Below are 25473 nucleotides of genomic sequence, written 5' to 3' on the forward strand. Positions count from 1 at the left end.
GTCCGGGGCAACGTTGTCAGGCCAAAAAAAAACAAAAACCCCCACCACCACCGCCCCCCCTTCCCCCCCCCAAAAAAAAAAAAAACTTCCCCTCCCCCCCCCGGGGGTTCCCCCCACCACATGTGCGGCTGCGAGGTACTAGAAGACCGGCGTGCCGCCCTGCGTCAGCTTCCAGTTGGTGGCCGCGAAGGCCGACGGGTCGATGGTGCCCTTGGCCGTGGCGTAGGCGACCATCAGGTCGCGGACCTGGTTGGTGGAGCTGTAGGCGATCTCGGCGGCGGCGATGTGCGGGTAGCCGGAGCCGCCGTTGGCGCGGTAGTTGTTGACGGCGACGACGAAGACCTGGTCGTCGGCGACCGCGGTGCCGTTGTAGGTGAGGTTCTTGATGCGGGAGCCCTCGGCGGCCGCGATGTCGATCTCGTAGTCGACGCCGGCCGCCATGTCGTACATGTAGTCCCAGAAGCTGTTGGCGTTGGTGAGGGTGGCGGTGTCCACCGCCGTGCCGGCCGGGACCTGGTGGTAGTACTTCGCCGCGTACTCCAGGTAGTCCTTGAGCTGGGCGCCGGTGAGCTTCTTGCCGTACAGGGTGTTCTCGTAGACGTACAGGCCCGCCACGTCGCGGATCGTCACGTCGCCGGCCGGGATGGTGGCCGTACGGCTGAAGCACGCGGCCACCGAGATCAGCGGGAGCGCGGCGTCCGCCGCCGACAGGCCCGCCTTCACCGCGTCCATCTGGACCTGCTGGATGAAGTCGATGGCGGGGACGTCCTTCCAGCAGGCCTCCGCCGTCGACATCGCCGCGGTACAGGTGCCGATCGCGGTGTTGACGTACTTGACGACCAGGTTGTGGTCGGCGGTGAGGAGTTCGGTGATCCGGGGGTCCTCGGCGACCGTGTTGCTGTTCAGGGTGGTGGCCGTCTTCTTGGTGACCTTCCAGGAGCCGCGCACGTGCTCCAGCTCGAAGTCGAAGCGGGAGAGGCGGTAGCCGTAGCAGTACGGCTCGGAGAGGAGGACGTCCTCGCCGGTCTCCGCGTTCTTCACCGTGTACGACGGGACGTCGACGTGGGTGTGGCCGACGAGGATCGCGTCGATGCCGGGGACCTGCTCGGCGACCAGGTTCGACGCGTTCTCCACGTAGGGGAGTTCGTCGCCCCACGACGTCGAGCCGTCCAGGCCGGAGTGGTCGGTGAGGAAGACGACGTCGCAGCCGAGGGCACGCAGCCGCGGCACGTACTTCTTCGCCTGCTCGACCAGGCCCGTGAAGGCCATCTTCCCGGAGACGTTGTCCTTGTCCCACAGGGCGATGCCAGGGTTGGTGAGGCCGAGGATGCCGACCTTGATGTCGGGGCCGTGCGGGACCTTGATGTGCTTGACGGTGTAGGGCCGGAACGCCGGCTTGAGCGTCTTGGCGTCCAGGGCGTTGGCACCGAGCAGCGGGAAGTCGCACTGCTTCTCGAAGGTGCGGACCATCTCGATGCCGTAGTTGAACTCGTGGTTGCCGAGGGCCGCAGCGTCGTAGCGCATCTCGTTCATGGCGATCGCCATGGGGTGCTTGGGGCCGCGCTTGCCGTTCTTGCCGGTGATCGGGTCGACGCTCGCGTAGTACGAGGCGAGCGAGGTGCCCTGGATGATGTCGCCGGCGTCGACGAGCAGGACGCGGTCCGCGCCCCGCTCCTTGCGGATGTTCTTCACCAGGGTGGCTATGCGGGCGATGCCGTAGGTGTTGCCCTTGGAGTCCACGGGCGCCGCGTTGGTGTAGTAGTCCCAGTTGAAGACGTGGCTGTGCAGGTCGGTGGTGCCCAGGATGGAGAAGCTCCAGGTCTTGGGCGCCTTCGGCGGCTTGGCGTGGCCGGCCTCGGCGGCCTGGGCGGTGCCGGTACCGACCGTTCCCGCGACGGCCACGGCGGCGCCGGTGACGGCCGACTTCTGCACGAACTCACGACGGTTCATGGGATTGACGGGCATTCAGGGCTCCTGGAAGGCGCAGTGGACGGGTGTGGCGTGCCGGTGTGACGTACGGGTGTGGCGTGCGGGGCGCGGCGGGCTACCCGCGTAGATGCTTGCCGTAGGCCACGTCCGCATGAAACCAGGAACAGGTCATGACCAAGTCAACAAAATGAAATTTCGGGGATGTTGGCGGGGCGGTCACCCATCGGCCCGCGGTCGCCTCTCGGTCCGTGTGGCGATCACGACCATCGCCTCCGACTCCGCCTCGTCGAAGGGCCCCCGCACCCGTCCCCCGCGCGCGCCGAACACGGCTTCCTCGCGCAACCCCGCCCGCTCCATCATGGCCAGCACCTGGGGCAGCCGGTAGTAGTGCATGAAATGCCGGAACCAGCCGCCGCTGCCGTCGGGCCGCCGCAGCCGGACGGCTGTCAGGGACGTCGCGGTCGTCGGGTCCGTGATGGAGTACTCGGTGCGTTCCGCGCCGTTGGGCAGCACGGTCGTGTCGATCTGGCGCTGGACCCTGCGGTGTTCCCAGTGCGGCCCGTTGACGTACTCGAAGACGAACGGCGCGCGCGGCTTCAGCGCCGCGGCGGCCGTGCGGAAGACCGCGGCGTTGTCGTCGTCGGCGTCCTCGTACCCGAACGACGACCCGATGTTGAACACCGCGTCCATGGAGGCCTCCCGGACCTCGTCGGGCAGCCCCCGCGTCATGTCCGCGACCACGTACCGGACCCGGCCGGCCAGCCGCAGCGCCCGCCGTTCCCCGAGCGCCGCGATCTCCGGCTGGATGTCGAGGTCGGTCACGTCGAGGCCGTGCTTGACGAACCCGGCGTCGTGCGTGCCGTGGCCCGCCCCGAGGACGAGGATCCGCGCGCCGGCCGGCAGCGGGTGGCCGGTGTCCGCGAGCCGGTCGAGCAGGTCGTCGACGAGCCGGATGTGCCGGTCCTCGGCGGCCACGTAGTCCGGGAAACTCTCCAGATAGACCAGTCCGTACGACGGTTCGTCGGCGCCGAGCCCGTCGAGGAAGACCTCCCGGGCGCGCGAGCGGTACCAACGGGTGAGGCGGGCCGCGAACAGCTCCCGGTCCTCGTCGGTGAGCCGGGCGTCCACGTGGTCCCGCACCGAGCTGTGCAGCTCGAACCCCGCCTCGGTCCGCCCGAGCAGGAACCGTGCCTGCAGGTCGGCCAGCAGCCTCGGGGTTTCGTCGTCCCCCGTCAGCTCGGCGACCAGTTCGGGCGCGGCCGCCTCGTAGACGAAAGCGGCGGCCTTCAGGACCGTGCGCCGGGCGGAGTCGAGGGAGTCGTAGATGGGGCCGATCCAGGTGTTCAGGTCGTCGCGCTGTGCGGACAGGTCCACGGCCAGTACCTCGGGTCTCGTGAGCGTCGCCTGACCGGCGAAGAGGGTGAGGGCCAGCGGATTGCCCTCGCCGGCCCGGCGCCAGACCGCGTCCAGCGTGGCGTCGGGCAGCCGCAGTCCGCAGCGGACCAGCAGCTGACGGGCGTCCCGCTCGGCGAGTCCGCGCAGTTCGATCCACGTGGTGTCCGCCGTGCGGGGTATCTCCCACAGATGTCTTCGGCTGGTCAGGACGACGGTCGACCGTCCCTCGGTGTGCGCCGCACGGCGCGCCCACGCCACCAGCGCGGGATCGCGCACGGTGTGGAAGTCGTCGAGCACGAGGAGGACGGGGTTGGCCGCGAGGAACGCGGCGAGGGCGTCCTGGAGCCGGTCACCGCCGGCGTCCGAACCGCCGACCACCAGGGCGAGTTCACGGGCGCCGGCCAGCTCCGTGTCGTAGGACAGCGCGAGCGCGAGGGACCGCAGGTTCAGTGTCTGGGCCTTCTCGGCGCAGAAGACCCACCGCACCCGGTGGCTGCGGGCGTGCAGCCGGCACAGCGCGGCCACCAGCGCGGTCTTGCCGACCCCGCTGAAACCCTCGACGACCAGCACCGGCGCATGCCCGCGCACCCCCGCCCGCAGGGCGTGCAGCTCCGCCGTGCGGTCCACCAGCGGCCGCGCATGGCCGCGCACCCTGGCCTCCGGGGCGAGCACGGTGAACTCGGTGAGCAGCGGGACGGCCCCGGTGGCGCCCGCCGGTGACCGCGGACCGGAGCGCCGCGAGTCCCACCACTGGAGGAAGCCGACGGCGGTGCCCGCCACCCCCGCCACCGTGCCGATCAGCGCCGTGAGATCCATAGCCCGCCCCGGCTCGAAAGTCCGCGCGACACCCACGGCCATACCCACCGCGCTTCCCTTGCGAACCACTCAACGCCGCTTCATCGTGAAGGAGTTGGAACATCGGTCCGTCCCGCACGACTGCCCTGGGAGGTACGGCGTGTCCGGCAACCACCATCTGCCCGGCCACCGGGCCGCGGAGCGCGGCGGCGTCCTGGGGTGGTGGCCCGGGTGCACGGGCTGTCCCTGGACGGGTGAGTGGACCCCTGACCGGGACCTTGTGCACGACCAGTTCATGGCCCACTACCGGCAGGTCACCGGGGCTCCTCCCCCGGTCTCGCCAGAGCACTGCGAGGAGTGCCTGGGGGCGGGCGGCCCGCTCTGCCGGCGCTGCCGCGGGAGCGGCAGGACGGAGTGCGGGGTCTGCATGGGCGACCCGGGCGAGGGGTTCATGTCGTGCACCGCCTGTCAGGGGCGGGGCTGGGACGAGTGCTGGACGTGCTGGGGGTACGGCGCCGAGCGGTGCGGCACCTGCGGGAAACGGGGCGCGGGACGCCCGGAGATCGTGCTCCCCGAGCCCATGCCGGCGCCGTCCGGCTCGCCAACGCTGACCTGCCTCGCGGTGCTGTTCCTCGCCGGGATCGTGATCGTCGTACTGCAGATCACGCTGAAGTGAGACAGACCACCTGAAGCGAGACAGATCACCCTGAAGGCAGATCACCCCGAACGCGGATCAGCTTGAACGCGGATCAGCCTGAAATGAGACAGCGGTCGGCCGGGCCCGGCCGACCGCTGCGTCCCGTCTACAGGAACGAGTTGATCTCGATCGTCTCGTCCCGGCCCGGGCCCACGCCGATGGCGGAGATCGGCGCGCCGGACATCTCCTCCAGCGCCTTCACGTAGTTCTGCGCGTTCTTCGGCAGGTCCGCGAAGGACTTGGCCTTGGTGATGTCCTCGGACCAGCCGGGCAGCGTCTCGTAGACCGGCTTCGCGTGGTGGAAGTCGGTCTGGGAGTAGGGGAGTTCCTCGACGCGCTTGCCGTCGATCTCGTACGCGACGCAGACCGGGATCTGCTCCCAGCCGGTGAGCACGTCGAGCTTGGTGAGGAAGAAGTCGGTCAGGCCGTTCACGCGGGTCGCGTAGCGGGCGATGACCGCGTCGAACCAGCCGCAGCGCCGGTCCCGGCCGGTCGTCACACCGCGCTCGCCGCCGATCCGGCGCAGCGCCTCGCCGTCCGCGTCGAAGAGCTCGGTCGGGAACGGGCCGGCGCCGACGCGGGTCGTGTACGCCTTGAGGATGCCGATGACACGACTGATCTTCGTCGGGCCGACACCGGAGCCGGTGCAGGCACCGCCCGCGGTCGGGTTCGAGGAGGTCACGAACGGATACGTGCCGTGGTCGATGTCGAGGAGCGTGCCCTGGCCGCCCTCGAAGAGGACGACCTTGTCGTCCTCCAGGGCCTGGTTGAGGACCAGGACCGTGTCGGCGACGTACGGAGCGAGCTTCTCCGCGTAGCCCAGCAGCTCCTCGACGACCTGCTCGACGGCGATCGCGCGCCGGTTGTAGAGCTTGGTCAGCATCTGGTTCTTGACGTCGAGGGCCGCCTCGACCTTCTGGGTGAGGATCGACTCGTCGTAGAGGTCCTGGACCCGGATGCCGACACGGTTGATCTTGTCTGCGTAGGTCGGGCCGATGCCGCGCCCCGTCGTACCGATCTTCCGCTTGCCGAGGAAGCGTTCCGTCACCTTGTCGACGGTCACGTTGTACGGCGTGATGATGTGCGCGTTACCGCTGATGAGGAGCTTGGACGTGTCGACGCCACGCTCGTTCAGACCGCTCAGCTCGGAGAGCAGGACCGACGGGTCGACGACGACACCGTTGCCGATGACCGGGACACACGTGGGCGAGAGGATTCCGGAAGGGAGGAGGTGGAGCGCATACTTCTGGTCGCCGACGACGACCGTGTGGCCGGCGTTGTTGCCACCCTGGTATCGCACCACGTAGTCGACGGAGCCGCCCAGCAGATCCGTCGCCTTTCCCTTGCCTTCGTCACCCCACTGAGCACCGAGCAGCACAAGTGCGGGCACGCGCGTACACCCCTTCCGGGCGGGGCATGTCCAAGGTCAGGGGCGTACGCGTAAGGTTCGTCGCCGCGTACCACCGCGACCGTCGTTGGCCGCACAACCGTCGGACCGGATGCCCCGGAATAGACGAAGCCCCTGGCGCAATAGCGCAAGGGGCTCTTGCACAGTGATGCTACCCGAGGAAGCGAGGCACGACCGAGGTGGCGACATTCGCGACGTCCGATCAGCTGCTGGTGATCATCGATCCGGCGGCACGGGAAACGGACGGTGAGTCCGTCAGGATCGCGAAAGACGTGCTCAGCGCGGGTGCGGCCGCGAAGGTGTGCATGCCGGACGGGCCCGAGGAATTCGCCCGCGTACTGTCCCGCAGGGGCTCGCGGCGGCCGGTGGTCATCGGGGACGACGGTGCGCTGGTCCGTGCGGTGACCTTTCTGCACCGGAGGCGGGAGCTGGCCGACTGCGTGCTGGCCATGGTCCCGGTCGGGGGCACGCTGGGCGTCGCGCACACGCTGGGGGTGCCCACCGGCGCGGTGGCGGCGGCACGGGCGGTCCTGGACGGGGTGGAGCGCCGGATGGACCTCCTCGTCGACGACAGCGACGGGGTGGTGCTGGGGGCGCTGCGGATCCCGCCGCTGGCGGCCGCGGCGGCCAGGGCCCCGGAGCCGGTGCCGGCCCGGGGGTGGCTGCGGCCGTACCAGAACCTCGTGCGGTCGCTGTCCGTGCGCCCGGCCCCGGCCCCGGCCGTGCCCGGTCCGCCCGCACGCCTGCGGGTGGAGGTCGACGGCGAGACGGTCGTCGACCTGGACCAGCCGGTCGAGGGCGTCTCGGTGACCCCGGGCGGCCGCGACGGCCTCGCCGAGGTGGAGGTACGCCCGCTGTCGGTGGGCGCGGCGGCGACCCCGGTACGGACCGCGGGCCGCACGGTGACGGTCGCGGGCCCGGACTTCCGCTACCGCGCGGACGGCGGCCTGGCGGGGCCGGTACGGCGACGGACCTGGCGGGTGGTGGAGGGGGGGTGGGGGCTTACGGTGCCGAGTTCTTCTTGACGGGGGGCTGGAAACCGGTGGTGTCGAGGGTGCAGTCGAAAGGCTTCGGGACGGGGAGGTCCTCGCCGAACGGCCGGGTGCAGTGTGACTCGTACCCGTTGACCGAAGGTGTCCAGAACACCGTTGACTGCCCCTTCTGCATGTCGAGGAGCAGGTACACGGGGACACCGGCCCTGCCATAGACCTCGACCTTGTCGGTCAGGTCGTCATCCCGGGTGGAAGTAGATGTCAGCTCGGCGACGAAGACCAGGGCCTCGCCGTCCAGACGATTACTCTCCGTCTCAAAGACCCGCTCGGGAGCCGCGTGGATGTCCGGCCCGTACGCACTCTCGTCGCCGGGGAAGACGTAGAGGAACGGCCCCCGATCGATGACGTGCCCCTCCGGAAGATGCGGTTCCAACTGCCTGCACACCAGCGTCATCACTCGGGCGTAGTACCCCTTGGACCACGGCGACACGACGATTTTCCCCCGGTAGATCTCGGCCTTGAAGCCGTCACGCAGGTCCAGCTCATCGAGGATGTCCAGCAGTTCCTCGAAACTGCCGGGCTCGCCGCCGCTTATCACCGGTCGCTCAGTCATCAATGTCATGATGCGCCCTCCCCTCGATGCGAACCAGACAGCAACTCATAGTATCCGGTTGGGCATCTCTCCGTGATCGCTTTCGTCCTTCAGCTCCACCCCCGTCCGCCCCAGCTCCCGCGCCCTCCCCATCAGCCCCGCCAGCTTTCCCGCCGCCGTCTCGTAGCCGAGGCCTCGCGGCGGCCGGATGTTGCTCAGGCAGTTGCGGTCGGCGTCTGTCGTGGTGCCCGGCACCGGGCGGTACGTCAGGTACGCGCCCAGGGAGTCCGCCGCCGACATGCCAGGGCGTTCGCCGATGAGGACAACCACCAGGGCCGTACCCATCGCATGCGCGATGTCGTCGCCGAGGGCCACCCGGGCCTGTTCGGCGAGGACCACCGGGGCGACGCGCCAGTCCGGGAGCCGGGCTGCCGTCGCCCGCACCATCGCCGCCGCGTGGGCGTGCACCGCCCGGCTGGACAGCCCGTCGGCGACGACGAACACCACGTCCCAGTCACCGGCCGGGAGGTGGGCGCGGTCCACGGGGTCGAGGCGGCGGCCCAGGTCGGGGCGCTGGAGGTAGGTCAGCCGGTCGCCGGCCGCGCTGCGGACCCGGGCCGTCGGCAGGCCCGCCAGGCCTGCCGCGACCGCGTCCGGCTCGAACGGCGAGTGGACCGCGTCCCGTGCCGCCGCGTGCGCCGCCTGCAGGCCCAGGCGGTGCCGGGTGGGGAGGGCGGGGCCGGAGCGGCCGAGGCCGATGCGGGCCTGGGTGTGGCGGCGCAGCAGCGGCCAGAGGTCGTCGAGTCCGGTGGTCGTCGTCACCTCGGTCATGCGGCCAGTTCCCTTCCGATCGCCGCCAGCGGGTGGCCGCCGACCTCGCGTACGCCGCCGTCCTCCGCCAGCAGCCCGACCGACTCCAGCCACGCCTCGAACTCCGGGGCCGGGCGCAGGCCGAGCACCTCGCGCAGGTACAACGCGTCGTGGTAGGAGGCGGACTGGTAGTTGAGCATGATGTCGTCGCCGCCCGGCGTGCAGATCACGAAGGACGCGCCCGCGACGGCGAGCATGGTCAGCATGGTGGCGATGTCGTCGTCATCGGCGTCGGCGTGGTTCGTGTAGCAGATGTCCAGGCCCATGGGCAGGCCGAGGAGCTTGCCGCAGAAGTGGTCCTCCAGGGCGGCGCGGAGGATCTGCCGGCCGTCGTAGAGGTACTCGGGGCCGATGAAGCCGACGACGGTGTTGACCAGGAGCGGGCGGTAGCGGCGGGCGACCGCGTACGCCCGCGCCTCGACCGTCTGCTGGTCGACACCGTGGTGCGCGTCGGCCGACAGGGCGCTGCCCTGGCCGGTCTCGAAGTACATGACGTTGTCGCCGGCGGTTCCGCGGCCGAGCGCGAGCGCCGCCTCGTACGCCTCGTCGAGCAGGCCCAGTGTCACGCCGAAGGAGGCGTTCGCGGCCTGGGTGCCCCCGATGGACTGGAAGACCAGGTCGACCGGGGCCCCGCGCGCCATCAGGTCCACGCTCGTCGTGACGTGACACAGGACGCAGGACTGGGTGGGGATGGCGTAGCGGGTGATCACGCCGTCCAGGAGGTCCAGCAGGTCGCGGACCGCCCTGGGGCTGTCGGTCGCCGGGTTGATGCCGATGACCGCGTCGCCGGAGCCGAGGAGGAGGCCGTCGAGGAGGGCGGCCGCCACGCCCGCCGGGTCGTCGGTGGGGTGGTTGGGCTGCAACCGCGTCGCGAGCCGCCCCGGCAGGCCGATCGTCGAGCGGAACGCGGTGACCACCCGGACCTTGCGGGCGACGGCCACCAGGTCCGCGTTCCCCATCAGTTTGGACACGGCGGCGGCCATCTCCGGTGTGATCCCCGGCGCCACCGCGGCCAGCGCCTCGGAATCCGCCGCCAGCAGCCACTCCCGGAACTCGCCGACCGTCAGCCCGGCGACGGGTGCGAAGGCGGCCGCGTCGTGCGTGTCCAGGATCAGCCGGGTCACGTCGTCGTCCTCGTACGGGATCACCGGCTCGGTCAGGAAGGTGGCGAGCGGCACTTCCGCCAGCGCCCAGCGGGCCGCGACCCGTTCCCGAGCGCTCGCGGCGGCGAGGCCGGCCAGCCGGTCGCCGGAGCGTTCGGGGCTCGCGGCGGCCAGCAGGCGGGCCAGGGAGCCGAAGCGGTGGCGTTCGCCACCGAGGGTGGCCGTGTACGTGCTCATGGCGGCGACCGTACGAGCCGGGTGTTGCCGACAGATTGCGCCAGATTTCTAAAGGTCTGGTTGACAAACATTTAACGCGCCGAGACCCTCGACGGACTCATTCGGCCTACAGAGTTCCGTTCGGTACAGCCGGCGAACAGCAGGAGAGGGGCCACCCCGATGGCAGTGGACGAGGGAGTCGCCCCGGCGACGAGGACAGGCGGGAGCGCCGACGGCGACGGCACGGTCCACCGGCTAAAGCCCAACGCGATCGGGCTGCTCGGGGTGGTCTTCATGGCCGTCGCGACCGCCGCGCCGATCACCGCGATGACCGGCAACGTGCCGTTCATGGTGTCGTCGGGCAACGGCATCGGTGCCCCGGCGAGCTATCTCGTCGCAATGGTCGTCCTGGCAATCTTTTCCATCGGCTTCACGTCGATGGCGAAGCACATCACCTCGACGGGAGCCTTCTACGGCTTCATCTCCTACGGCCTCGGCCGCACCGCGGGCCTCGCCTCGGGACTGCTCGCCACCTTCGCGTACGTCGTCTTCGAACCGGCGCTGATCGGCATCTTCTCGGTCTTCGCCAACACCACGCTCAAGGACCAGACCGGGCTCGACGTCCCGTGGTGGGCGTTCGCGATCCTGATGCTCGCGATCAACGCGACCGGAACCTGGTTCGGCGTCAGCGTCGCCGAGAAGCTACTCGTCGTCCTCCTCGGCACCGAGGTGACCGTCCTCGCGGCGATGGCGATCTCGGTCGCCCTGCACGGCGGCGGCCCGCACGGTTTCACCTTCGGCCCGGTCAACCCGGTCAACGCCTTCAAGGGGACCAGCGCGGGCCTCGGCCTGTTCTTCGCCTTCTGGTCCTGGGTCGGCTTCGAGTCCACGGCGATGTACGGCGAGGAGTCCCGCGACCCGAAGCGGATCATCCCCAAGGCGACGATGATCTCGGTCCTCGGCGTCGGCGTCTTCTACGTCTTCGTCTCCTGGATGGCCATCACCGGCAACGGCGAGGCGGCGGCCGTGAAGGCGGCCTCCTCCGCGAACCCCCTCGCGCTCTTCTTCGACCCGACCGAGCACTACGTCGGCCACTGGGCGGTCGTCCTGATGCAGTGGCTGATGATCACCGGCTCGCTGGCCTGCGGGATGGCCTTCCACAACTGCGCCGCCCGCTACATGTACGCGCTGGGCCGCGAGGGCGTCCTGCCGAAGCTGCAGAACACCGTCGGCCGCACCCACGCCCGGCACGGCTCCCCGCACGTCGCGGGCCTGGTCCAGACGGTGATCTCCGCCGTCCTGATCGCCGCGTTCTGGATCGCGGGCAAGGACCCGTACAACGCCCTCTACGTCCTGCTCGCCATCCTCGGCACCATGGCGATCCTGGTCGTGCAGGCGGTCTGCTCGTTCGCGGTGCTGGTGTACTTCCGCCGGAACCACCCCGAGAGCCGGCACTGGTTCCGGACCTTCACCGCCCCGCTCGTCGGCGGCGTCGCGATGCTCGGTGTGGTCGTGCTGCTGGTGTCCAACATGGGCGCCGCGGCCGGCACCGAGTCCGGCTCACTGCTGCTGAAGGCGACACCGTGGCTGGTGGCACTGGTCGCGGGCACGGGCGTCGGCTACGCCCAGTACCTCAAGCGGCGGTCGCCGGAGCGGTACGCGCTGCTGGGGCGGACGGTGCTGGAGGAGACAAGGGAGCGGTAGGGGCCCGCCCGGGACGGCACGAGGGAGCGGTAGGGGCCCGGGACCGGCCCCCCGGCTGGCCGGATGCCGGAACCGGGGGCCCCGGGCAGGTCGGGCGGCCGGCTCTCCGGCGAGGCGTCACCCCTCGCCGAAGAGCTGATCGCGGTGGACCCGCCAGCGCTCCATCATCTTCCCGATCTCGCCGTCGACGAACTCGAAGAAGGCCAGCGTCTCGGCCATCCGCCGCCCCGCCGGGGTGCCGGGGCCGAGGCTGCTGACGCCCTCCCGCAACGCCCCCTCCCACCTCTTGATCACGGCCTCCCGGCTGGTGAGAGCCTCGTACCACTGGTTGCTGTGCACCCGGTACCGCTCCCGCCGGGAGCCCGGCTCCCGCTCGCGCGCGACCATGTGCTGCTGGGCCAGATAGCGCACCCCGCCGGACACTGCCGCCGGGCTGACCTGCAGCTGTTCCCCCAGTTCCGCCGAGGTCAGGGCGCCCGAGTCGGACGACAACAGGGCCGCGAAGATCCGGGCCGGCATGCGCTGCATCCCGGCCTCGACGAGCTGTGCCGCGAAGCTCTCGACGAACTTCGAGACGGCCTCCTGATCGCGCCCCATCGCATCCGTAGTCATGGTCACCACCCTAGTCGGGGTTTCTGCACTTCCTTAACTTCACAAATTTCTGAAGACAGCGTACGTTCTGAACCATGACGAAGGCAATCACGGTCGCCGGGCTCCACAAGTCCTTCGGCCGCACCCAGGCCCTGGACGGCCTCGACCTGGCCGTCGAGGCCGGCGAGGTGCACGGTTTCCTCGGTCCCAACGGCGCCGGGAAGTCGACCACGATCCGGGTCCTGCTCGGTCTGCTGCGCGCCGACTCGGGCGCCGCGCAGATCCTCGGCCGCGACCCCTGGAAGGACGCCGTGGACGTGCACCGCCGGATCGCCTACGTCCCCGGCGACGTGACCCTCTGGCGCAACCTCTCCGGCGGCGAGGTCATCGACCTCTACGGCCGGCTGCGCGGAGGCCTGGACAAGTCCCGCCGGGCCGACCTGATCGACCGCTTCGAACTCGACCCGACGAAGAAGGGCCGCACCTACAGCAAGGGCAACCGCCAGAAGGTCGCCCTGGTCGCCGCCTTCGCCTCCGACGTCGACCTGCTGATCCTCGACGAACCGACCTCCGGCCTCGACCCCCTGATGGAGGAGGTCTTCCAGCGCTGCGTGGCGGAGGAGCGCGACCGGGGCCGTACGATCCTGCTCTCCTCGCACATCCTGAGCGAGGTCGAGGAGCTCTGCGACCGCGTCAGCATCATCCGGGCCGGCCGGACCGTCGAGTCCGGTTCCCTCGCCGACCTGCGCCACCTCACCCGCACCAGCGTGACCGCCGAGCTCGCCGGTCCGCCCAACGGCCTTGCGCACCTCCCCGGCGTCCACGACCTCGACGTCCAGGGCCACCGGGTCCGCCTCCAGGTCGACACCGAGCAGCTCACCGCCGTACTCCGCTCGCTCTCCGAGACCGGCGTCCGCTCGCTCACCTCCACGCCCCCGACCCTGGAGGAACTCTTCCTGCGCCACTACCAGGACGAGACCGAGACCGAGACCGAGACCGAAGCAGAGGCCGAGGGGGTCGCCCGATGAGCACCCTCGCCGGCACCGGCACCCTGCTGCGCTTCGCGCTCCGCCGCGACCGCGTGACCACCCCGGTGTGGATCGCGGTGAACGCGCTGATGGTCCTCTCCATGCCGAACACCCTGCGGAGCCTGTACGGCACCGACGCCGAACGCACCGACCTGGTGCGCCAGTTGCAGACCAACGCCTCCTACCGCGCGCTGATCGGCCCGCTCCACGACACTTCCCTCGGCGGCCTGACGGCATGGCGGGTGGGCGTGTACGCCGGGCTCCTCGCGGCCGTGACCGGCCTGCTCGTCGTCGTACGGCACACCCGCGACGAGGAGGAGACCGGCCGCGCGGAACTGGTCGCGTCGGGTGCGGTGGGCCGCCGGGCGTCGCTGACCGCGGCCCTGCTGGCGGCGGCCGTCGCGAACGCCGTGCTCGCTCTGCTCGTCACCGCGGGCCTGGCGGCCCAGGGCACGGCGGGTGCGCTCGCCCTCGGCCTCGGCCTGGGCGCCGCCGGCATGGTCTTCGCCACGACGGCGGCGATCGTCGCCCAGTTCACCGAGAGCGCCCGCCTGGCGAGGGGCCTGACGTCGGCGGTCCTGGGCGCGGCCTTCGTGCTGCGCGCCGCGGGCGACTCGGCGAGCAGCGACGGCTCCTCCCTGTGGACATGGCTCTCCCCGCTCGGCTGGCTGGAGAACCTGCGCCCGTTCGCCGCCGAACGCTGGTGGGTGCTGCTGCTCTTCGCGGCGGCGATGCTGCTGCAGGCCGCGGCCGCCTATGCCCTGGCCGGCCGACGGGACCTCGGCATGAGCTTCTTCCCCACCCGCCCCGGCCCGGCCGCCGGCCGCCTCGGCTCCGCCGCCGCGCTCGCCTGGCGGCTCCAGCGGGGCGGCGTGCTCGGCTGGTCGCTCGGCTTCTTCCTGGCCGGCGTGGTCTACGGCGGCCTGGCCGAGGGCGCGGCCGGCCTGGTCGGCGACAACGACAGCGCCCGGAAGATCTTCGAGCGGATGGGCGGCCAGAGCGGGCTGACCGACGCGTTCCTCGCCTCGATGGTCGGGATGCTGGGTCTGGTCGCCGCGCTGTACGTGGTCGCGTCGGTCCTCCGCCTGAGCGGCGAGGAGACCTCGGGCCGTGCCGAACCCCTGCTGGCCGGTCCGGTGGGCCGTGTGCGCTGGGCGGCCGGCCACCTGACGATCGCCTTCGGCGGCTCGGCCCTGATCATGCTGCTGGCCGCGGCGGGCTTCGCGGTCGGCTACGGCAAGGAGGTGGGCCCCATCATCGGCGCGTGCCTGGCGCAGCTCCCGGCGGTGTGGGTGGTCGGCGGGGTGGCGGTGCTGCTGTACGGGGTCGCGCCTCGACTGTCCCCGGCCGCCTGGGGAGTGGCCGCAGCGACCCTCCTCATCGGCTGGGTGGGCCCCGCCCTCAACGCCTCCCAACTCGTCCTCGACCTCTCCCCCTTCGGCCACCTGCCGAAGCTGCCGGGCGGGGGGATGGCGTGGGGGCCGGTGGTGACACTGACCGGGCTGGCGGCGGTGCTGACGGGGGCGGGGCTGGCGGGGCTGCGGCGGCGGGACATGACCGGCTGACGGCCCCTGCTCAGTCGACGTACTGCTTGAGCTCCTCGGTGTCGAGTTCGATGCCGACGGGATCGGGGAGGGAGACCTTGCCACCGAGCCTCACCACGTGGATGTCCCGGTATCCGTCCTCCAGGTCGGGGTTGCTGTGCACGAGGACCGAGAAGTTGTCGCGATCGATGAGCAGGTAGACCGGGATACCCGCCTCGGCATAGGCACGGGGTTTCTCGACCCGGTCCCGGTTGTGGGTGTCCGAGTCGTACGACGTGACCTCGACGACCATCAACACCCCGCGGGTTTCGGCCCAGTCACCCTGCCCGGCGAAGTGCCCCACGGGTGCGAGGGCTCCATCGGGGCGGGCCCGGCCGCGGCGGTACGCCTCCACTTTCAGACCCTGCGTCGGGTTGAGGTCAAGCTCCGGCCGAGCCTGCATGCACTGGCGGATCAACCACATGATGATCGAGCCGTGGTCGCCGTTCGTCACCTTCTTGACCCCGATCCGTCCGTCGATGAATTCGAGCCTGACGGTGTCGTCCACACGCTCGGCGAATTCCGCGATTCGATCGAACACGTCCACCGACATCTGAGACGAGGTGCGCTCTGCCATAACCGTCATGGTGCCTCCCTTCGCAGGCAGGCACCAGCGTGAACGGCCGCTCGCGACCATTGCCCGGAGTCAGTCGGCGATCATCCGAACGGGTGATCACCCCACCTCCACGCTCAACCCCTCCAGCCCTCGGATCACGAAGTTCGGCTTCCGCTTCGGCTCGGCGGCCAGGGCCAGGGTCGGGGCCCGCTCAAGGAGGGCGATCATGGAGGCGGCCAGTTCGAGGCGGGCCAGCGGGGCTCCGATGCAGTAGTGGATGCCGGCGCTGAAGGAGATGTGCGGGTTGTCGCGGCGGGTCAGGTCGAGTACCCCGGGGCGGTGGAACACGTCGGGGTCGTGGTTGGCGGAGCCGAAGAGCATGGCAATCTCCGCGCCCCGGGGGATGGTCGTCCCGTCGATCTCGATCTCGTCCAGCACCCAGCGCTCGAAGAGCTGGAGCGGGGTGTCGTAGCGCATCAGCTCCTCGATCGCGGTGGGGACCAGGGAGTGGTCGGCGCGCAGGGCGGCGAGCTGGGCGGGGTTGCGGAAGAGCGCGTACCAGCCGTTGACCGTGGCGTTGACGGTCGCCTCGTGGCCCGCGTTGAGGAGGAGTACGGCGGTGGAGATCATCTCCTGCTCGGTGAGCCGGTCGCCCTCGTCGTGCGCCTCGATGAGCCCGGAGATCAGGTCGTCACCGGGTTCCTTGCGCCGCTCGGCGATCAGCTCCCGCAGGTAGTCGGAGAACTCCACGGAGGCCCGGACCGCCTTCGCGGCCGTGTCCTCGGACGGGTTCAGCTCGTACATCCCGCAGATGTCCGCCGACCAGGGGCGCAGCGGGGCGCGGTCCGCCTCCGGAATGCCCAGCATCTCGGCGATGACGGCCACGGGAAGCGGTTCGGCGACGTCGGCGAGCAGGTCGCCGCCGCCGCTGCGCACCAGCCCGTCGACGAGTTCTCCGGCGAGCCGGGCCACGTACGGCTTGAGCCGCTCGACCGTGCGCGGGGTGAACGCCTTCGACACCAGGCGGCGGATGCGGGTGTGGTCCGGCGGTTCGAGGTCGAGCATGCCGTGGTCGTTGAGCGTGTGGAACGGCTCGTGCTCCGGCGCGGGCGCGCTGCGCCCGAAGTCCTCGTGCGTGAACCGGTGCTGGTACGTCCGCCCCAGCCGCCGGTCCCGCAGCAGCGCCGAGACGTCGGCGTGGTGCGGAACCAGCCACTGGTTCGTGGGCTCGAAGTACTGCACCCGGCCCCGGGCGCGGAGCTCGGCGTACGCGGGATACGGGTCGGCCAGGAAGTCCGGGTCCCAGGGGTCGAAGGCTGCCATGGACGGACGTTAGACCGCCGGTCCCGACTCTGACCAGGGGAGGGTTCCCGAACTGCTCCGTCGGCCGGCCACCCGGCCCGCCTGGGCCGCCTGGGCCGCCTGGGCCCCGGGGGGATCGACGGAGCGTGTTTCTGCTCCAGCAGCTTTCGGCGGGGGCAGTAGCTTGCGGACTCCGAGCCCGGAGACCGTCCGGGCCCACGGAACGGAGGGCCGCCGATGTCCCGGGAAGCGCCGTATCTGGCCACGGCCGAGGCACTGCGCGTGCGGCTCGCCGCGGGTGAGTGGCGGCTCGGCGAGCGCCTGCCGTCCCGGGCGCGGCTCGCCGAGGAGTACGGAGTCGGGCGCAACGTCGTGCAGCGGGCGGTCGACCTGCTGATCACCGAGGGATTCCTGGAGGGCCGGGCGGGCTCGGGGACCTACGTCCGCGCACCGCGCGAGCGGCTGCGGATGGTCCGCTCCCGGCGCCGGGAAGGCTCGCTCGCCGCCCGCGCGGAGCGGGGCCGGGCGGGTGTCTGGGACGCGCACAGCGAGGTACGGGTCCCGGCCCCCGGGCACATCGCCGAACGGCTGGGCATCGCGCCCGGCGAGCCCTGCGTCCGCACGCGCTACGAGTTCCTCGCCGACGGCCGGCCCGTCCAGCTCTCCGAGTCCTGGGAGCCGTTGGCCCTCACGGACGGCACCCCGGTCGTACTGCCCGAGCGGGGTCCGCTGGCGGGCCAGGGGGTGGTGGCGCGGATGCGGTCGATCGGCGTGGACGTCGAGACGGTGGTCGAACTTCCCCGCCCGGCCCGCGCCACCCGGGCACAGGCGAACCTGCTCGGCATCGGCGCCGGCGACCTCGTCCTGCGGATCGAGCGGACCATCTACGACACCGGCGGCCGTCCGGTGGAGACCGCCGACATGGTCATTCCGGACGCCCGCCGGGAGGTCGTCTACGAGTTCGAAGTGGAGCGTTAGTGTCCGCCCGGCCCGGGCTGCTGCACGACCGGGACTTCCGCCGCCTCCTCACCGCCACCGCCCTCGGTCAACTCGGCGACCGCGTCCTCTTCCTCGCGCTGCCGCTGGTCGCGATCACGGCCCTGGACGCCTCCGCGTTCCGGGTCGGGCTGCTGACCGCGGCGACCACGGCCGGCTCGCTGCTGGTCGGGCTGCCGGCGGGCGCCTGGGTGGACCGGATGCGGAAACGGCCGGTACTGATCGCCGCCGACCTCGCCCGGGCGCTGGTCCTGCTGACGGTGCCGGTGGCCTGGTGGGCGGGCCGCCTCACCTTCTGGTGGCTGTGTTCCGTCGCCCTGGTCCACGGCGTGCTGACCGTCTTCTTCGACGTCGCCCACGTCAGCTACCTGCCGGGCCTTGTGGGCCGTGCACGTCTCGTCGAGGGCAACGCGCGGCTCTCGGCGGTCCGTTCGGTGACGAGTATCAGCGGGCCGACGGTGGCGGGGCCGCTGGTCGGGCTGGCCGGCGCCCCCGCGACGCTGCTGGCGAGTTCGCTGGGGATGGCCCTGTCGGGCCTGCTCGCGACCAGCATCCGCAGACCGGAGGAGCGGCCCGTGGCGGCCGAACGGCCCCGGCTGGCACGGGACATCACGGAGGGTTTGCGGTTCGTCCTCGGGCATTCCACCCTGCGCGCCATCGCCCTCGGGGACGCGATGTTCAACTTCTTCCTGGTCATGTACCAGGCCATGCTGCTGGTCCACCTGGAGCGGGTGACCGGGCTCTCGTCCTTCGGCATCGGCCTGGTCCTGTCGGGGATGGGGTGCGGTGCGCTCCTCGGCGCGCTGCTGGCGACCGGGGCCGTGCGACGGTTCGGCCCCGGCCCGGTCATCTGGCTCGCCCCGCTCACCACGTGCCCGCTGACCGCGCTGATGCCGCTGGCCCGGCCCGGCTGGAGCATGAGCGTGGCCGCGATCGGACTTGCGGTGCTCTCCCTGGGCGGAGTCGTCCGCGTGGTGGCCCAGTCGAGCGTGCAGCAGACGCTGACGCCGGACCGGCTGCTGGGCCGGATGAGCGCGACCGCCCGCTTCGTCTCCTGGGGCGGCATCCCACTCGGCGGCCTCCTCGGCGGCACCTCGGGCTCCCTGTTCGGGGCGACAGCCACCCTGTGGATCGGCGCGACGGGTATGACCCTGAGCGCCCTGCCGAACCTGCTCACCCGCCGACACGGTCTTGAGGTGATCGACTAGGGCGGCGAAAGGCGGGGGCGGGGAAGGTGAGGGTGGCTCGGGTGGGGGCCTTGGAGTCGCGGATGGCTATGCGGGTGGGGGCGGTGGCGATTTCGACGCAGGCGTCGCCGTCACCTCCGCCGGAGTGGGTGGACTTCCGCCAGTTCGCCGCACGAGGGCTTGCACCAGCTCTGCCAGAAGGACCCGGCGGGTTTCACGCGCACCCTGCAACGTGTGCTGCGCATCCCGATCCCGGAACCGCGTGACTTCGCGGTGCTGAAGCGGATCTGACGGAGATCGAACCGGTCGAGCGGCGCGTGGACACCCTGTTACGGGTAGAGACGGAGGAAGGCTCGTACCTGCTGGTCATCGAGTCCCAGGGAGGGCGGGACGACGGCAAGCGGAGCAGTTGGGCGTACTACCTCAGCTACCTCTACGCCAAGTACGGCTGGGAGCCCGTGCTGATCGTCCTGACCCAGAGCACGTCCACGGCCCGCTGGGCGGCGCAGCCTATTCGGCTCGGGCTGCCCGGGTGGCACTCGCTCACCGTGCGGCCGCTCGTGCTGAGTCCGGAGAACGTCCCGCTGATCACCGACGAGGCGGAGGCCTCACGGGACGTGTTCCTCACGGCGTTCTCGGCGATGACGCATGGTAAGGGCCCCCTGGTCGATGCGGAAGCCAGGCAGATGTGGAAGGAGCTGATGATGACGGTCCACTACTTCTTCCGGCACGAGGTCGCCGAGAAGGTCCGAGAGGAAGGCAGGGAAGAAGGCCGGGAAGAGGGCCGCGAGGAAGGCCGGGCCCAGGCCAAGGCCGAGATGGTGCTGCAGATCCTGGACTGGCGGGGCCTCGCCGTGCCGGATGCGCTGCGGGCGCATGTGCTGGCCTGCACCGACACGGAGCAGCTCGAGAGCTGGGCGCAGCGGGCGGTCCACGCACACGCGGCGGACGACCTGCTCACCGGAGACGCCGGCTGACCTCCCCGTCGGCGGCAACGCACCGCCGGCACCCGCGGCGCTCCCGCGGTCGAATCGCTGCAACGGCTGTGCACAACGCCGGTGCATGGGCTTCTCCTGTTCTATCCCGGCGTCACCAGCCGTGCCTCGTACGCGAAGACCGCCGCCTGGGTACGGTCTCTGAGGCCCAGCTTCACCAGGATCCGGCTGACGTGGGTCTTCACCGTCGACTCGGCCACCACCAGGCGCTCGGCCATCTCCGCGTTGGACAGGCCCTGGGCGATGAGGACCAGGACCTCCGTCTCGCGGTCCGTGAGGTCGCCGTAGGCGGCGTGGGCCGTGGGCATCAGGCGCGGGGTGTCGGAGAGCCTGGAGAACTCGGTGATCAGGCGCTTGGTGACCGTGGGGGCGAGGAGGGCCTCACCCGAGGCCACCACCCTTACGCCTTCGGCGAGTTGGCGGGCCGAGGCGTCCTTGAGGAGGAAGCCGGAGGCTCCGGCGCGCAGCGCCTGGTACACGTACTCGTCCAGATCGAAGGTGGTCAGGACGAGAACCTTCGCCGTGCTGTCGGCGGCGACTATCTCGCGGGTCGCCTCGATGCCGTTCAGCTCGGGCATGCGGATGTCCATCAGGACCACGTCGGGGGCGAGTTCGCGGACCCGGTCCACCGCCTGCCGGCCGTTGACCGCCTCGCCGACGACCTCGATGTCCGGCATCGCGTTCAGCAGGACCGAGAAGCCCTCGCGCACCATCATCTGGTCGTCGGCGATCAGTACGCGGATGGTGCGGTCGGTCATGCATCACCTTCGCGGGTGGTGGCGACGGGGAGGAAGACCGTCACCTCGTAGCCTCCTTCGGCCGTCGGGGCCGCCGTCATCTCGCCGTTCAGCATGGAGACCCGCTCCCGCATGCCGGTGATGCCGTGGCCGGCGCCCGGGGACGGTTCGACAAGGGCGGGCTGCGGCGGCGGGCCGTTGACCACGCGCAGGCCCAGGCCGCCGATGACGTAACCGATCTCGACGCGTGCGCTCGCTCCCGGCGCATGGCGCAGGGTGTTGCTCAGCGCCTCCTGGACGATCCGGTACGCCGACAGCTCCACGCCCTGCGGCAGTTCACGCACCGCGCCGGTCACCGCCTTGTCGACGGTCAGCCCTGCCTCCCGTACGTTGTCGAGCAGCGCGTCCAGGTCGGCGAGGGTGGGTTGCGGGGCCTCCGGCACTTCGTAGTCCTCGGCGCGGACCACACCCAGCACCCGGCGCAGTTCGGTGAGCGCCGCCACCGCGTTCTCCCGGATCGTGACGAACGCCTTCTCCAACTCCGGCGGCGGGTTCTGCACCCGGTAGGGGGCGGCCTCCGCCTGGATGGCCACGACGGACATGTGGTGGGCGACCACGTCGTGCAGCTCGCGGGCGATCGTCGTGCGCTCCTCGAGGAGCGTGCGCCGGGAACGCTCGTGTGCCGTCTGCGTCTGCTGCGCGGTCACCGTCTGCTCTGCCTCCCGGCGGATCTGCCGGACCGTGACCGCCAGCAGGACTATCGCGGAGACGACCAGCATCGAGCCGACGTCGTTGTCGTAGTGGCCCCCGCCCAGGGCCGAGACGCTCACGAAACCGTAGAACGCGGTGACCGCCCACATCCAGGCCGCCGTGCGGGGACGGGTACGGATCGCGACGACCGTGAGCACCGTCAGGTGGGAGACGAAGCTGCCCGGTGCCCACGGCCAGCTCTCCCAGTAGCTGTTCAGCAGGGTGTCGACCCAGCCCGCGGCGAGCGACAGCCAGAAGGCGCCGACCGGACGCGCCAGCGTGAGGAGCACCGGTGCCACGACGAGCAGGCTGGACAGCAGGCCGAACGCCGATCCCACCGGGCGGTCCGCGGTGCTCACCAGGAGCGCCAGCACACCCGCCGCGGCGACCGCGAGGTGCGGGGTCCAGGCCGCGTACTCCCGCCATCGCGCCGGCAGATGGCGGACAAACGGCCGGTCGATGCTCATGCGGGGCAACGGCCGGTAGGCGAAGGCGTCCGTGAACAGGTCCTGCCGCAACCTGCCCAGGGCGTCCAGCATCGCCCGGAGCTCCGGGCTGCGTGGCTTGTACGGTTCGAACGCGCCGTCCGGCGGCTGCGGCGGCATCGGCTGCGAGTGGGTCGTCTCGGTCACGTACACGACCGTAGGCGGAGGCGGGGGCAGCCGTCGTCACCAGTGAGAAGGGTCCTCCGGCATCCTTCTCAGGTACTACGGGTACGTCGCGGAGCAGCGGGCGGCAGGTCAGTATCCGGAAGGCCTGACCAGTCCCGACTCGTACGCGAACACCGCCGCCTGGGTGCGGTCCCTGAGGCCCAGCTTCACCAGGATGCGGCCCACGTGTGTCTTCACGGTCTGCTCGGCGACGACCAGCCGGGCAGCGATCTCCGCGTTCGACAGGCCCTGCGCGATCAGGGCGAGGACCTCCGTCTCGCGCTCGGTCAGATCGGCGATCCGCGCCTTCAGCGGGGCGCGTACCCCGCCCCCGTCCAGCTGGGAGAACTGGGTGATCAGGCGCCGGGTGATGCCGGGCGCGAGCAGTGCGTCACCGGCGGCCACCACCCGTACCGCCTCGGCCAGTTTGTCCGCCGAGGCGTCCTTGAGCAGGAACCCGGACGCGCCGGAGCGCAACGCCTCGTACACGTACTCGTCCAGGTCGAAGGTGGTGAGCACCAGCACCTTGATGTGCGGGTGCGCACCGGCGATCCGGCGGGTGGCCTCGATGCCGCCCAGTTCGGGCATGCGGATGTCCATCAGGACGACGTCCGGGGTGAGTTCGGCGACCTTGGCCACCGCGTCCAGGCCGTCCACCGCCTGGCCGACCACCTCGATGCCGGGCTGGGCGTTCAGCAGCACGGTGAAGCCCTGCCGGACCATCTGCTGGTCGTCGGCGATGACCACCCGGATGGGGCTGCCGGTGCTGCTCGTCATGCGCGGTCGTCCTTCGGGCCGGGGGCACGGGTGGTGCCGGTGGTGGGGTTCGCGATCCTGTGGGACATCAGGCCGGGCGCGGTGGCCGGGATCTCCGCGAAGATCCGGTAGCCGCCGTCCGCCAGGGGGCCCGCCGTCAGCGACCCGCCGAGCATCATGGCCCGTTCCCGCATGCCGAGCAGCCCGTGCCCCGCGCCCGGCGACGGCGGCGCGGGCCGGGTCGGCCGGGAGTTCGCCACGGACAGCAGAAGCCCGTAGGGGATGTACTCGATCTCGACATGGGCGGTCGCCCCGGGCGCGTGCCGCAGGACGTTGCTCAGCGCCTCCTGCACGATCCTGTACGCCGACAGCTCCACACCCGACTGCATCGGGCGCCGCTCGCCGTTGATCCGGGTGGTGACGGTCAGACCGGCCGCCCTGGTGTTCTCGACCAGCCGGTCCAGCCGGTCCAGGGTGGGCTGCGGGCTGTGCGGGCCGGTGCCGGGGCCGTCGTCGGGCGCGTCCTCGTCGGGGCCCTCGGAACGCAGCACGCCCAGCACTCTGCGCAGTTCGGTCAGTGCCTCCAGCGCGTTGTGCCGGATGCCCTCGAGGTTCTCGCGCAGCTCGTCCGGCGGGTTCTCCACCAGGTGGGGGGCGACCTGCGCCTGGATGGAGATGACCGACATGTGGTGGGCGACCACGTCGTGCAGTTCGCGCGCGATCCGGCTGCGCTCCTCCAGCAGGGTGCGCCGGGCCCGCTCCTCCTCGGTGAGCGAGGCCTGGCGGCCGAGTTCCGCGCGCGCCTCGCGGCGGCCGCGCAGCGCCGTGCCGAGCGCCACGACGATCACGGACAGGACGACGGTCACCACGGAGGTCGACTGGTGCGGGGGCGCACCCCAGACGCCGTCGAGCAGCCAGGTGACCAGGACGGTCACGGCCAGCGCCTCGACCGCCACCCGCACCCGGACCCGCAGCGCGAGCAGCAGCAGGACCAGCAGCTGCGCGATGATCCCGGCCACGGTCCAGGGCCACGTGAACAGGACCACCGGTGTCGTGCCCAGCCGGCCGTGCAGCGTGACGGCACCCGCCAGCATGCCCCCTGTCGACAGCCACCACGCCGGGACGGGCCGCCACATCGCGAGGAGCACGGCGCCGCCCGCGGCGAACCCGAGCAGCGAGGCCAGACCGGCACCCAACTGCCCGTTGTGCTGGAACTGCGCCACGCCACCGATCGTGATGCCGATCGCCGCCACACACAGCACACCGTGCGGCAGCCAGCGCAGCCATACCGAAGGGGGCAGCGGGTCCAGGCGGGCGGTGCACAGGTCGTCGCGGAGTGTCCGAAGCCAGCGCAGCACGCGGCCGAGCCCGATCCACTCCACCCGCCGGGTCCCCGTCTCCGTCACGGCGATCAGCCTAGACATGGCGGGCTCCCCTCGGGGTAGCCCGGTCGGCGTTGGGGCGGCTCCGGACGACGCGCGAGCGGGCCCGGGGGCGGCCGCTTTCGTACCCGTGGAACGCCGCCCAGCACACAGCGAGCGTCAGGGCGAAGGCCGGGAGCCAGAGCAGGCGGGCGGCGACCCAGCCGAGGTGGTCGGGGGGTGTGTGGAGGCCGGGGAGGGGGCCGAACGGGAGGCCGGTTGCCGTGGTCGCCATCAGGGCCGTCTGGTGCCAGAGGAAGATCGTCATCGCGGAGAGGTTCACGAAGGCCACCGCCGCCCAGGCCAGGGGGCGGCGCATGGTGCGACGCAGCCGCTCGCGCAGCAGCAGGGCCAGGCCGCACTGGGCCAGGCCGAAGGTGACGGCGGCCAGGGTGGGCGGGTCGAGGTTGGAGACGGACGCGCCGGGCACGCCGACCATCGACGCCGGGTAGCCCGCCCACGCGACGAGGCCGGCCGTCGCCGCCGCACCGCCGATGAGCAGGACCCAGCCGGCGCGCGGGCGGTCCAGTTCGCCACGGGACCAGGCGGCACCCAGGGAGTACGGCACCAGCCAGCCGGCCGCCAGGTTCACCCAGCCGACGGCGGGCGGGGCGCCGAAGCCGAAACGGAGCAGGTCCACATGGAGGACGACGGCCAGCGGCCACAGCGGGTTGAGCCGGGCGACGAGCGGGGTCGCCGCCGTCAGTGCCGCGAAGACCAGGAGGAACCAGAGGGGGGAGAGAGCGAGTTTGGCGAGGGTGCGGACGGTGGTGACGTCGGTGCCCGACAGGAGGAGGGCGGTGGTCACGACCGTCCAGAGGGCGAGGAGCGCGGCGACGGGCTTGAACAGGCGGGTCAGTCGGGCCGTCAGCCAGCGGTGGTAGGCGGTGCCCTCGGCCTGGGCAGTGGCATGGCTGCGCGTGGCGACGTGGCCGCCGACCAGGAAGAACACGGCGAGGGTCTGGAAGAGCCAGGAGATCGGGGCCAGCTCGGGCAGGTGCTGGAGGGGGCTGGCGGTGCGCAGTCGGCCGCCGTCCGCCACCAGCGCCGTCACCAGCCAGTGGCCCAGGACCACGCCGAGCACCGCGACCGCGCGCAGGGCGTCCACGGAGCGGTCCCGGCCGGGTGGGGTGGCGGCGTCGATGCGGTGGGCGACGCGTCGCACACGGTCTCGTATGCCGTGCCGTATGCCGCGCCGTACGTGGTGTGGTCTGCGGTCG

Annotated in this window: 22 protein-coding genes and 1 pseudogene; 8 read left to right on the forward strand and 15 right to left on the reverse strand. The window is 71.3% G+C overall.

Translation table 11 applies throughout. From position 1 onward, the window contains the following. Positions 1-138 precede the first annotated feature (138 nt). Positions 139-1965 (reverse strand): bifunctional metallophosphatase/5'-nucleotidase, encoded by a 1827-nt coding sequence (locus ACZ63F_RS26200; RefSeq protein ID WP_469714139.1) that lies wholly within the window; start codon positions 1963-1965, stop codon positions 139-141. 180 nt (positions 1966-2145) lie between these two features. Then, positions 2146-4140, reverse strand: coding sequence for an AAA family ATPase (locus tag ACZ63F_RS26205; protein ID WP_469714141.1), 1995 nt, complete (start codon positions 4138-4140; stop codon positions 2146-2148). 139 nt (positions 4141-4279) lie between these two features. On the opposite strand from ACZ63F_RS26205, the gene ACZ63F_RS26210 reads away from it, so the two are divergent. Further along, positions 4280-4795 (forward strand): DnaJ-like cysteine-rich domain-containing protein, encoded by a 516-nt coding sequence (locus tag ACZ63F_RS26210; protein WP_469714143.1) that lies wholly within the window; start codon positions 4280-4282, stop codon positions 4793-4795. 127 nt (positions 4796-4922) lie between these two features. Here the strand turns inward: ACZ63F_RS26210 and ACZ63F_RS26215 are convergent, their stop codons facing one another. Continuing rightward, positions 4923-6206 carry an adenylosuccinate synthase gene (locus tag ACZ63F_RS26215; protein WP_351956502.1) on the reverse strand — a complete coding sequence of 428 codons (1284 nt, stop codon included), beginning with the start codon at positions 6204-6206 and terminating at the stop codon, positions 4923-4925. Positions 6207-6403: 197 nt separating this feature from the next. On the opposite strand from ACZ63F_RS26215, the gene ACZ63F_RS26220 reads away from it, so the two are divergent. Continuing rightward, positions 6404-7249 (forward strand): diacylglycerol kinase family protein, encoded by an 846-nt coding sequence (locus ACZ63F_RS26220; protein WP_469714145.1) that lies wholly within the window; start codon positions 6404-6406, stop codon positions 7247-7249. Here the strand turns inward: ACZ63F_RS26220 and ACZ63F_RS26225 are convergent. Genes ACZ63F_RS26225 through ACZ63F_RS26235 form a run of 3 tightly spaced genes read right to left on the reverse strand, consistent with a single transcriptional unit; the run spans position 7227 to position 10018 of the window. Continuing rightward, on the reverse strand, positions 7227-7838 hold the full coding sequence (locus ACZ63F_RS26225) for a Uma2 family endonuclease (protein WP_390642899.1): 612 nt from the start codon (positions 7836-7838) through the stop codon (positions 7227-7229). The two genes, ACZ63F_RS26220 and ACZ63F_RS26225, sit on opposite strands and share 23 nt — an antisense overlap. Positions 7839-7874: 36 nt before the next feature. Next, positions 7875-8639, reverse strand: a complete 765-nt coding sequence (gene eutC, locus ACZ63F_RS26230; protein WP_469714147.1) for an ethanolamine ammonia-lyase subunit EutC — start codon at positions 8637-8639, stop codon at positions 7875-7877. Then, on the reverse strand, positions 8636-10018 hold the full coding sequence (locus tag ACZ63F_RS26235) for an ethanolamine ammonia-lyase subunit EutB (RefSeq protein WP_469714149.1): 1383 nt from the start codon (positions 10016-10018) through the stop codon (positions 8636-8638). Before ACZ63F_RS26235 ends, eutC begins: the two co-directional genes overlap by 4 nt. A 159-nt stretch (positions 10019-10177) precedes the next feature. Here ACZ63F_RS26235 and ACZ63F_RS26240 point away from each other — a divergent pair, with 159 nt between their 5' ends. Beyond that, positions 10178-11701 carry an APC family permease gene (locus ACZ63F_RS26240; protein WP_469714150.1) on the forward strand — a complete coding sequence of 508 codons (1524 nt, stop codon included), beginning with the start codon at positions 10178-10180 and terminating at the stop codon, positions 11699-11701. A gap of 117 nt (positions 11702-11818) precedes the next feature. On the opposite strand, the gene ACZ63F_RS26245 is transcribed toward ACZ63F_RS26240, so the two are convergent. Next, positions 11819-12313: a GbsR/MarR family transcriptional regulator gene (locus tag ACZ63F_RS26245; RefSeq protein ID WP_469714152.1), complete on the reverse strand. Its 495-nt coding sequence runs from the start codon at positions 12311-12313 to the stop codon at positions 11819-11821. A 74-nt stretch (positions 12314-12387) separates the two neighbouring features. On the opposite strand from ACZ63F_RS26245, the gene ACZ63F_RS26250 reads away from it, so the two are divergent. Both ACZ63F_RS26250 and ACZ63F_RS26255 read left to right on the forward strand, forming a co-directional pair. Further along, positions 12388-13320, forward strand: a complete 933-nt coding sequence (locus tag ACZ63F_RS26250; RefSeq protein WP_469714154.1) for an ABC transporter ATP-binding protein — start codon at positions 12388-12390, stop codon at positions 13318-13320. Beyond that, positions 13317-14885: an ABC transporter permease gene (locus ACZ63F_RS26255; protein WP_469714156.1), complete on the forward strand. Its 1569-nt coding sequence runs from the start codon at positions 13317-13319 to the stop codon at positions 14883-14885. The genes ACZ63F_RS26250 and ACZ63F_RS26255 overlap by 4 nt, the downstream gene beginning before the upstream one ends. Before the next feature lie 10 nt (positions 14886-14895). Here the strand turns inward: ACZ63F_RS26255 and ACZ63F_RS26260 are convergent, their stop codons facing one another. Beyond that, positions 14896-15489 carry a Uma2 family endonuclease gene (locus ACZ63F_RS26260; RefSeq protein ID WP_469714158.1) on the reverse strand — a complete coding sequence of 198 codons (594 nt, stop codon included), beginning with the start codon at positions 15487-15489 and terminating at the stop codon, positions 14896-14898. Between the two features lie 87 nt (positions 15490-15576). Next, the gene (locus ACZ63F_RS26265) at positions 15577-16782 is read right to left on the reverse strand and encodes a cytochrome P450 (protein WP_469714160.1); all 1206 of its coding nucleotides are present in this window, start codon (positions 16780-16782) and stop codon (positions 15577-15579) included. A gap of 216 nt (positions 16783-16998) precedes the next feature. On the opposite strand from ACZ63F_RS26265, the gene ACZ63F_RS26270 reads away from it, so the two are divergent. After that, positions 16999-17739 (forward strand): GntR family transcriptional regulator, encoded by a 741-nt coding sequence (locus ACZ63F_RS26270; protein ID WP_469714162.1) that lies wholly within the window; start codon positions 16999-17001, stop codon positions 17737-17739. Then, positions 17739-18965 (forward strand): MFS transporter, encoded by a 1227-nt coding sequence (locus ACZ63F_RS26275; protein WP_469714164.1) that lies wholly within the window; start codon positions 17739-17741, stop codon positions 18963-18965. Before ACZ63F_RS26270 ends, ACZ63F_RS26275 begins: the two co-directional genes overlap by 1 nt. Here the strand turns inward: ACZ63F_RS26275 and ACZ63F_RS26280 are convergent. Then, the gene (locus tag ACZ63F_RS26280; protein WP_469714551.1) at positions 18931-19056 is read right to left on the reverse strand and encodes a DUF397 domain-containing protein; all 126 of its coding nucleotides are present in this window, start codon (positions 19054-19056) and stop codon (positions 18931-18933) included. The two genes, ACZ63F_RS26275 and ACZ63F_RS26280, sit on opposite strands and share 35 nt — an antisense overlap. Before the next feature lie 68 nt (positions 19057-19124). Between ACZ63F_RS26280 and ACZ63F_RS26285 the strand changes: the two are divergent. Continuing rightward, a pseudogene (locus ACZ63F_RS26285) lies at positions 19125-19921 on the forward strand (hypothetical protein). Between the two features lie 101 nt (positions 19922-20022). On the opposite strand, the gene ACZ63F_RS26290 reads toward ACZ63F_RS26285, so the two are convergent. From ACZ63F_RS26290 to ACZ63F_RS26310, 5 genes are all read right to left on the reverse strand, one after another. Beyond that, positions 20023-20697, reverse strand: coding sequence for a response regulator (locus tag ACZ63F_RS26290; RefSeq protein ID WP_294005729.1), 675 nt, complete (start codon positions 20695-20697; stop codon positions 20023-20025). Next, positions 20694-22058 (reverse strand): sensor histidine kinase, encoded by a 1365-nt coding sequence (locus ACZ63F_RS26295; protein ID WP_469714166.1) that lies wholly within the window; start codon positions 22056-22058, stop codon positions 20694-20696. The genes ACZ63F_RS26290 and ACZ63F_RS26295 overlap by 4 nt, the downstream gene beginning before the upstream one ends. A gap of 108 nt (positions 22059-22166) precedes the next feature. After that, positions 22167-22853, reverse strand: a complete 687-nt coding sequence (locus ACZ63F_RS26300; protein WP_469714168.1) for a response regulator — start codon at positions 22851-22853, stop codon at positions 22167-22169. After that, complete coding sequence (locus tag ACZ63F_RS26305; RefSeq protein ID WP_469714169.1) at positions 22850-24256, reverse strand: sensor histidine kinase; 1407 nt, start codon at positions 24254-24256, stop codon at positions 22850-22852. The genes ACZ63F_RS26300 and ACZ63F_RS26305 overlap by 4 nt, the downstream gene beginning before the upstream one ends. Then, entirely contained in the window at positions 24249-25418 is a 1170-nt protein-coding gene (locus tag ACZ63F_RS26310) for an acyltransferase family protein (RefSeq protein WP_469714171.1), read from the reverse strand. The genes ACZ63F_RS26305 and ACZ63F_RS26310 overlap by 8 nt, the downstream gene beginning before the upstream one ends. Positions 25419-25473 lie beyond the last annotated feature (55 nt).

The sequence above is a fragment of the Streptomyces sp. NPDC104761 genome, from assembly GCF_055583445.1.

Bases quoted from the DNA above. Each gene is read 5' to 3' on its own strand.
- ACZ63F_RS26200 (WP_469714139.1), bottom strand. From the start codon at position 1,965: ATGCCCGTCAATCCCATGAACCGTCGTGAGTTCGTGCAGAAGTCGGCC.
- ACZ63F_RS26225 (WP_390642899.1), bottom strand. From the start codon at position 7,838: ATGACATTGATGACTGAGCGACCGGTGATAAGCGGCGGCGAGCCCGGC.
- ACZ63F_RS26305 (WP_469714169.1), bottom strand. From the start codon at position 24,256: ATGTCTAGGCTGATCGCCGTGACGGAGACGGGGACCCGGCGGGTGGAG.
- ACZ63F_RS26260 (WP_469714158.1), bottom strand. From the start codon at position 15,489: ATGACGGTTATGGCAGAGCGCACCTCGTCTCAGATGTCGGTGGACGTG.
- eutC (WP_469714147.1), bottom strand. From the start codon at position 8,639: ATGACCGAGGTGACGACGACCACCGGACTCGACGACCTCTGGCCGCTG.
- ACZ63F_RS26250 (WP_469714154.1), top strand. From the start codon at position 12,388: ATGACGAAGGCAATCACGGTCGCCGGGCTCCACAAGTCCTTCGGCCGC.
- ACZ63F_RS26270 (WP_469714162.1), top strand. From the start codon at position 16,999: ATGTCCCGGGAAGCGCCGTATCTGGCCACGGCCGAGGCACTGCGCGTG.
- ACZ63F_RS26245 (WP_469714152.1), bottom strand. From the start codon at position 12,313: ATGACTACGGATGCGATGGGGCGCGATCAGGAGGCCGTCTCGAAGTTC.
- ACZ63F_RS26255 (WP_469714156.1), top strand. From the start codon at position 13,317: ATGAGCACCCTCGCCGGCACCGGCACCCTGCTGCGCTTCGCGCTCCGC.
- ACZ63F_RS26235 (WP_469714149.1), bottom strand. From the start codon at position 10,018: ATGAGCACGTACACGGCCACCCTCGGTGGCGAACGCCACCGCTTCGGC.
- ACZ63F_RS26265 (WP_469714160.1), bottom strand. From the start codon at position 16,782: ATGGCAGCCTTCGACCCCTGGGACCCGGACTTCCTGGCCGACCCGTAT.
- ACZ63F_RS26290 (WP_294005729.1), bottom strand. From the start codon at position 20,697: ATGACCGACCGCACCATCCGCGTACTGATCGCCGACGACCAGATGATG.
- ACZ63F_RS26205 (WP_469714141.1), bottom strand. From the start codon at position 4,140: ATGGATCTCACGGCGCTGATCGGCACGGTGGCGGGGGTGGCGGGCACC.
- ACZ63F_RS26300 (WP_469714168.1), bottom strand. From the start codon at position 22,853: ATGACGAGCAGCACCGGCAGCCCCATCCGGGTGGTCATCGCCGACGAC.
- ACZ63F_RS26240 (WP_469714150.1), top strand. From the start codon at position 10,178: ATGGCAGTGGACGAGGGAGTCGCCCCGGCGACGAGGACAGGCGGGAGC.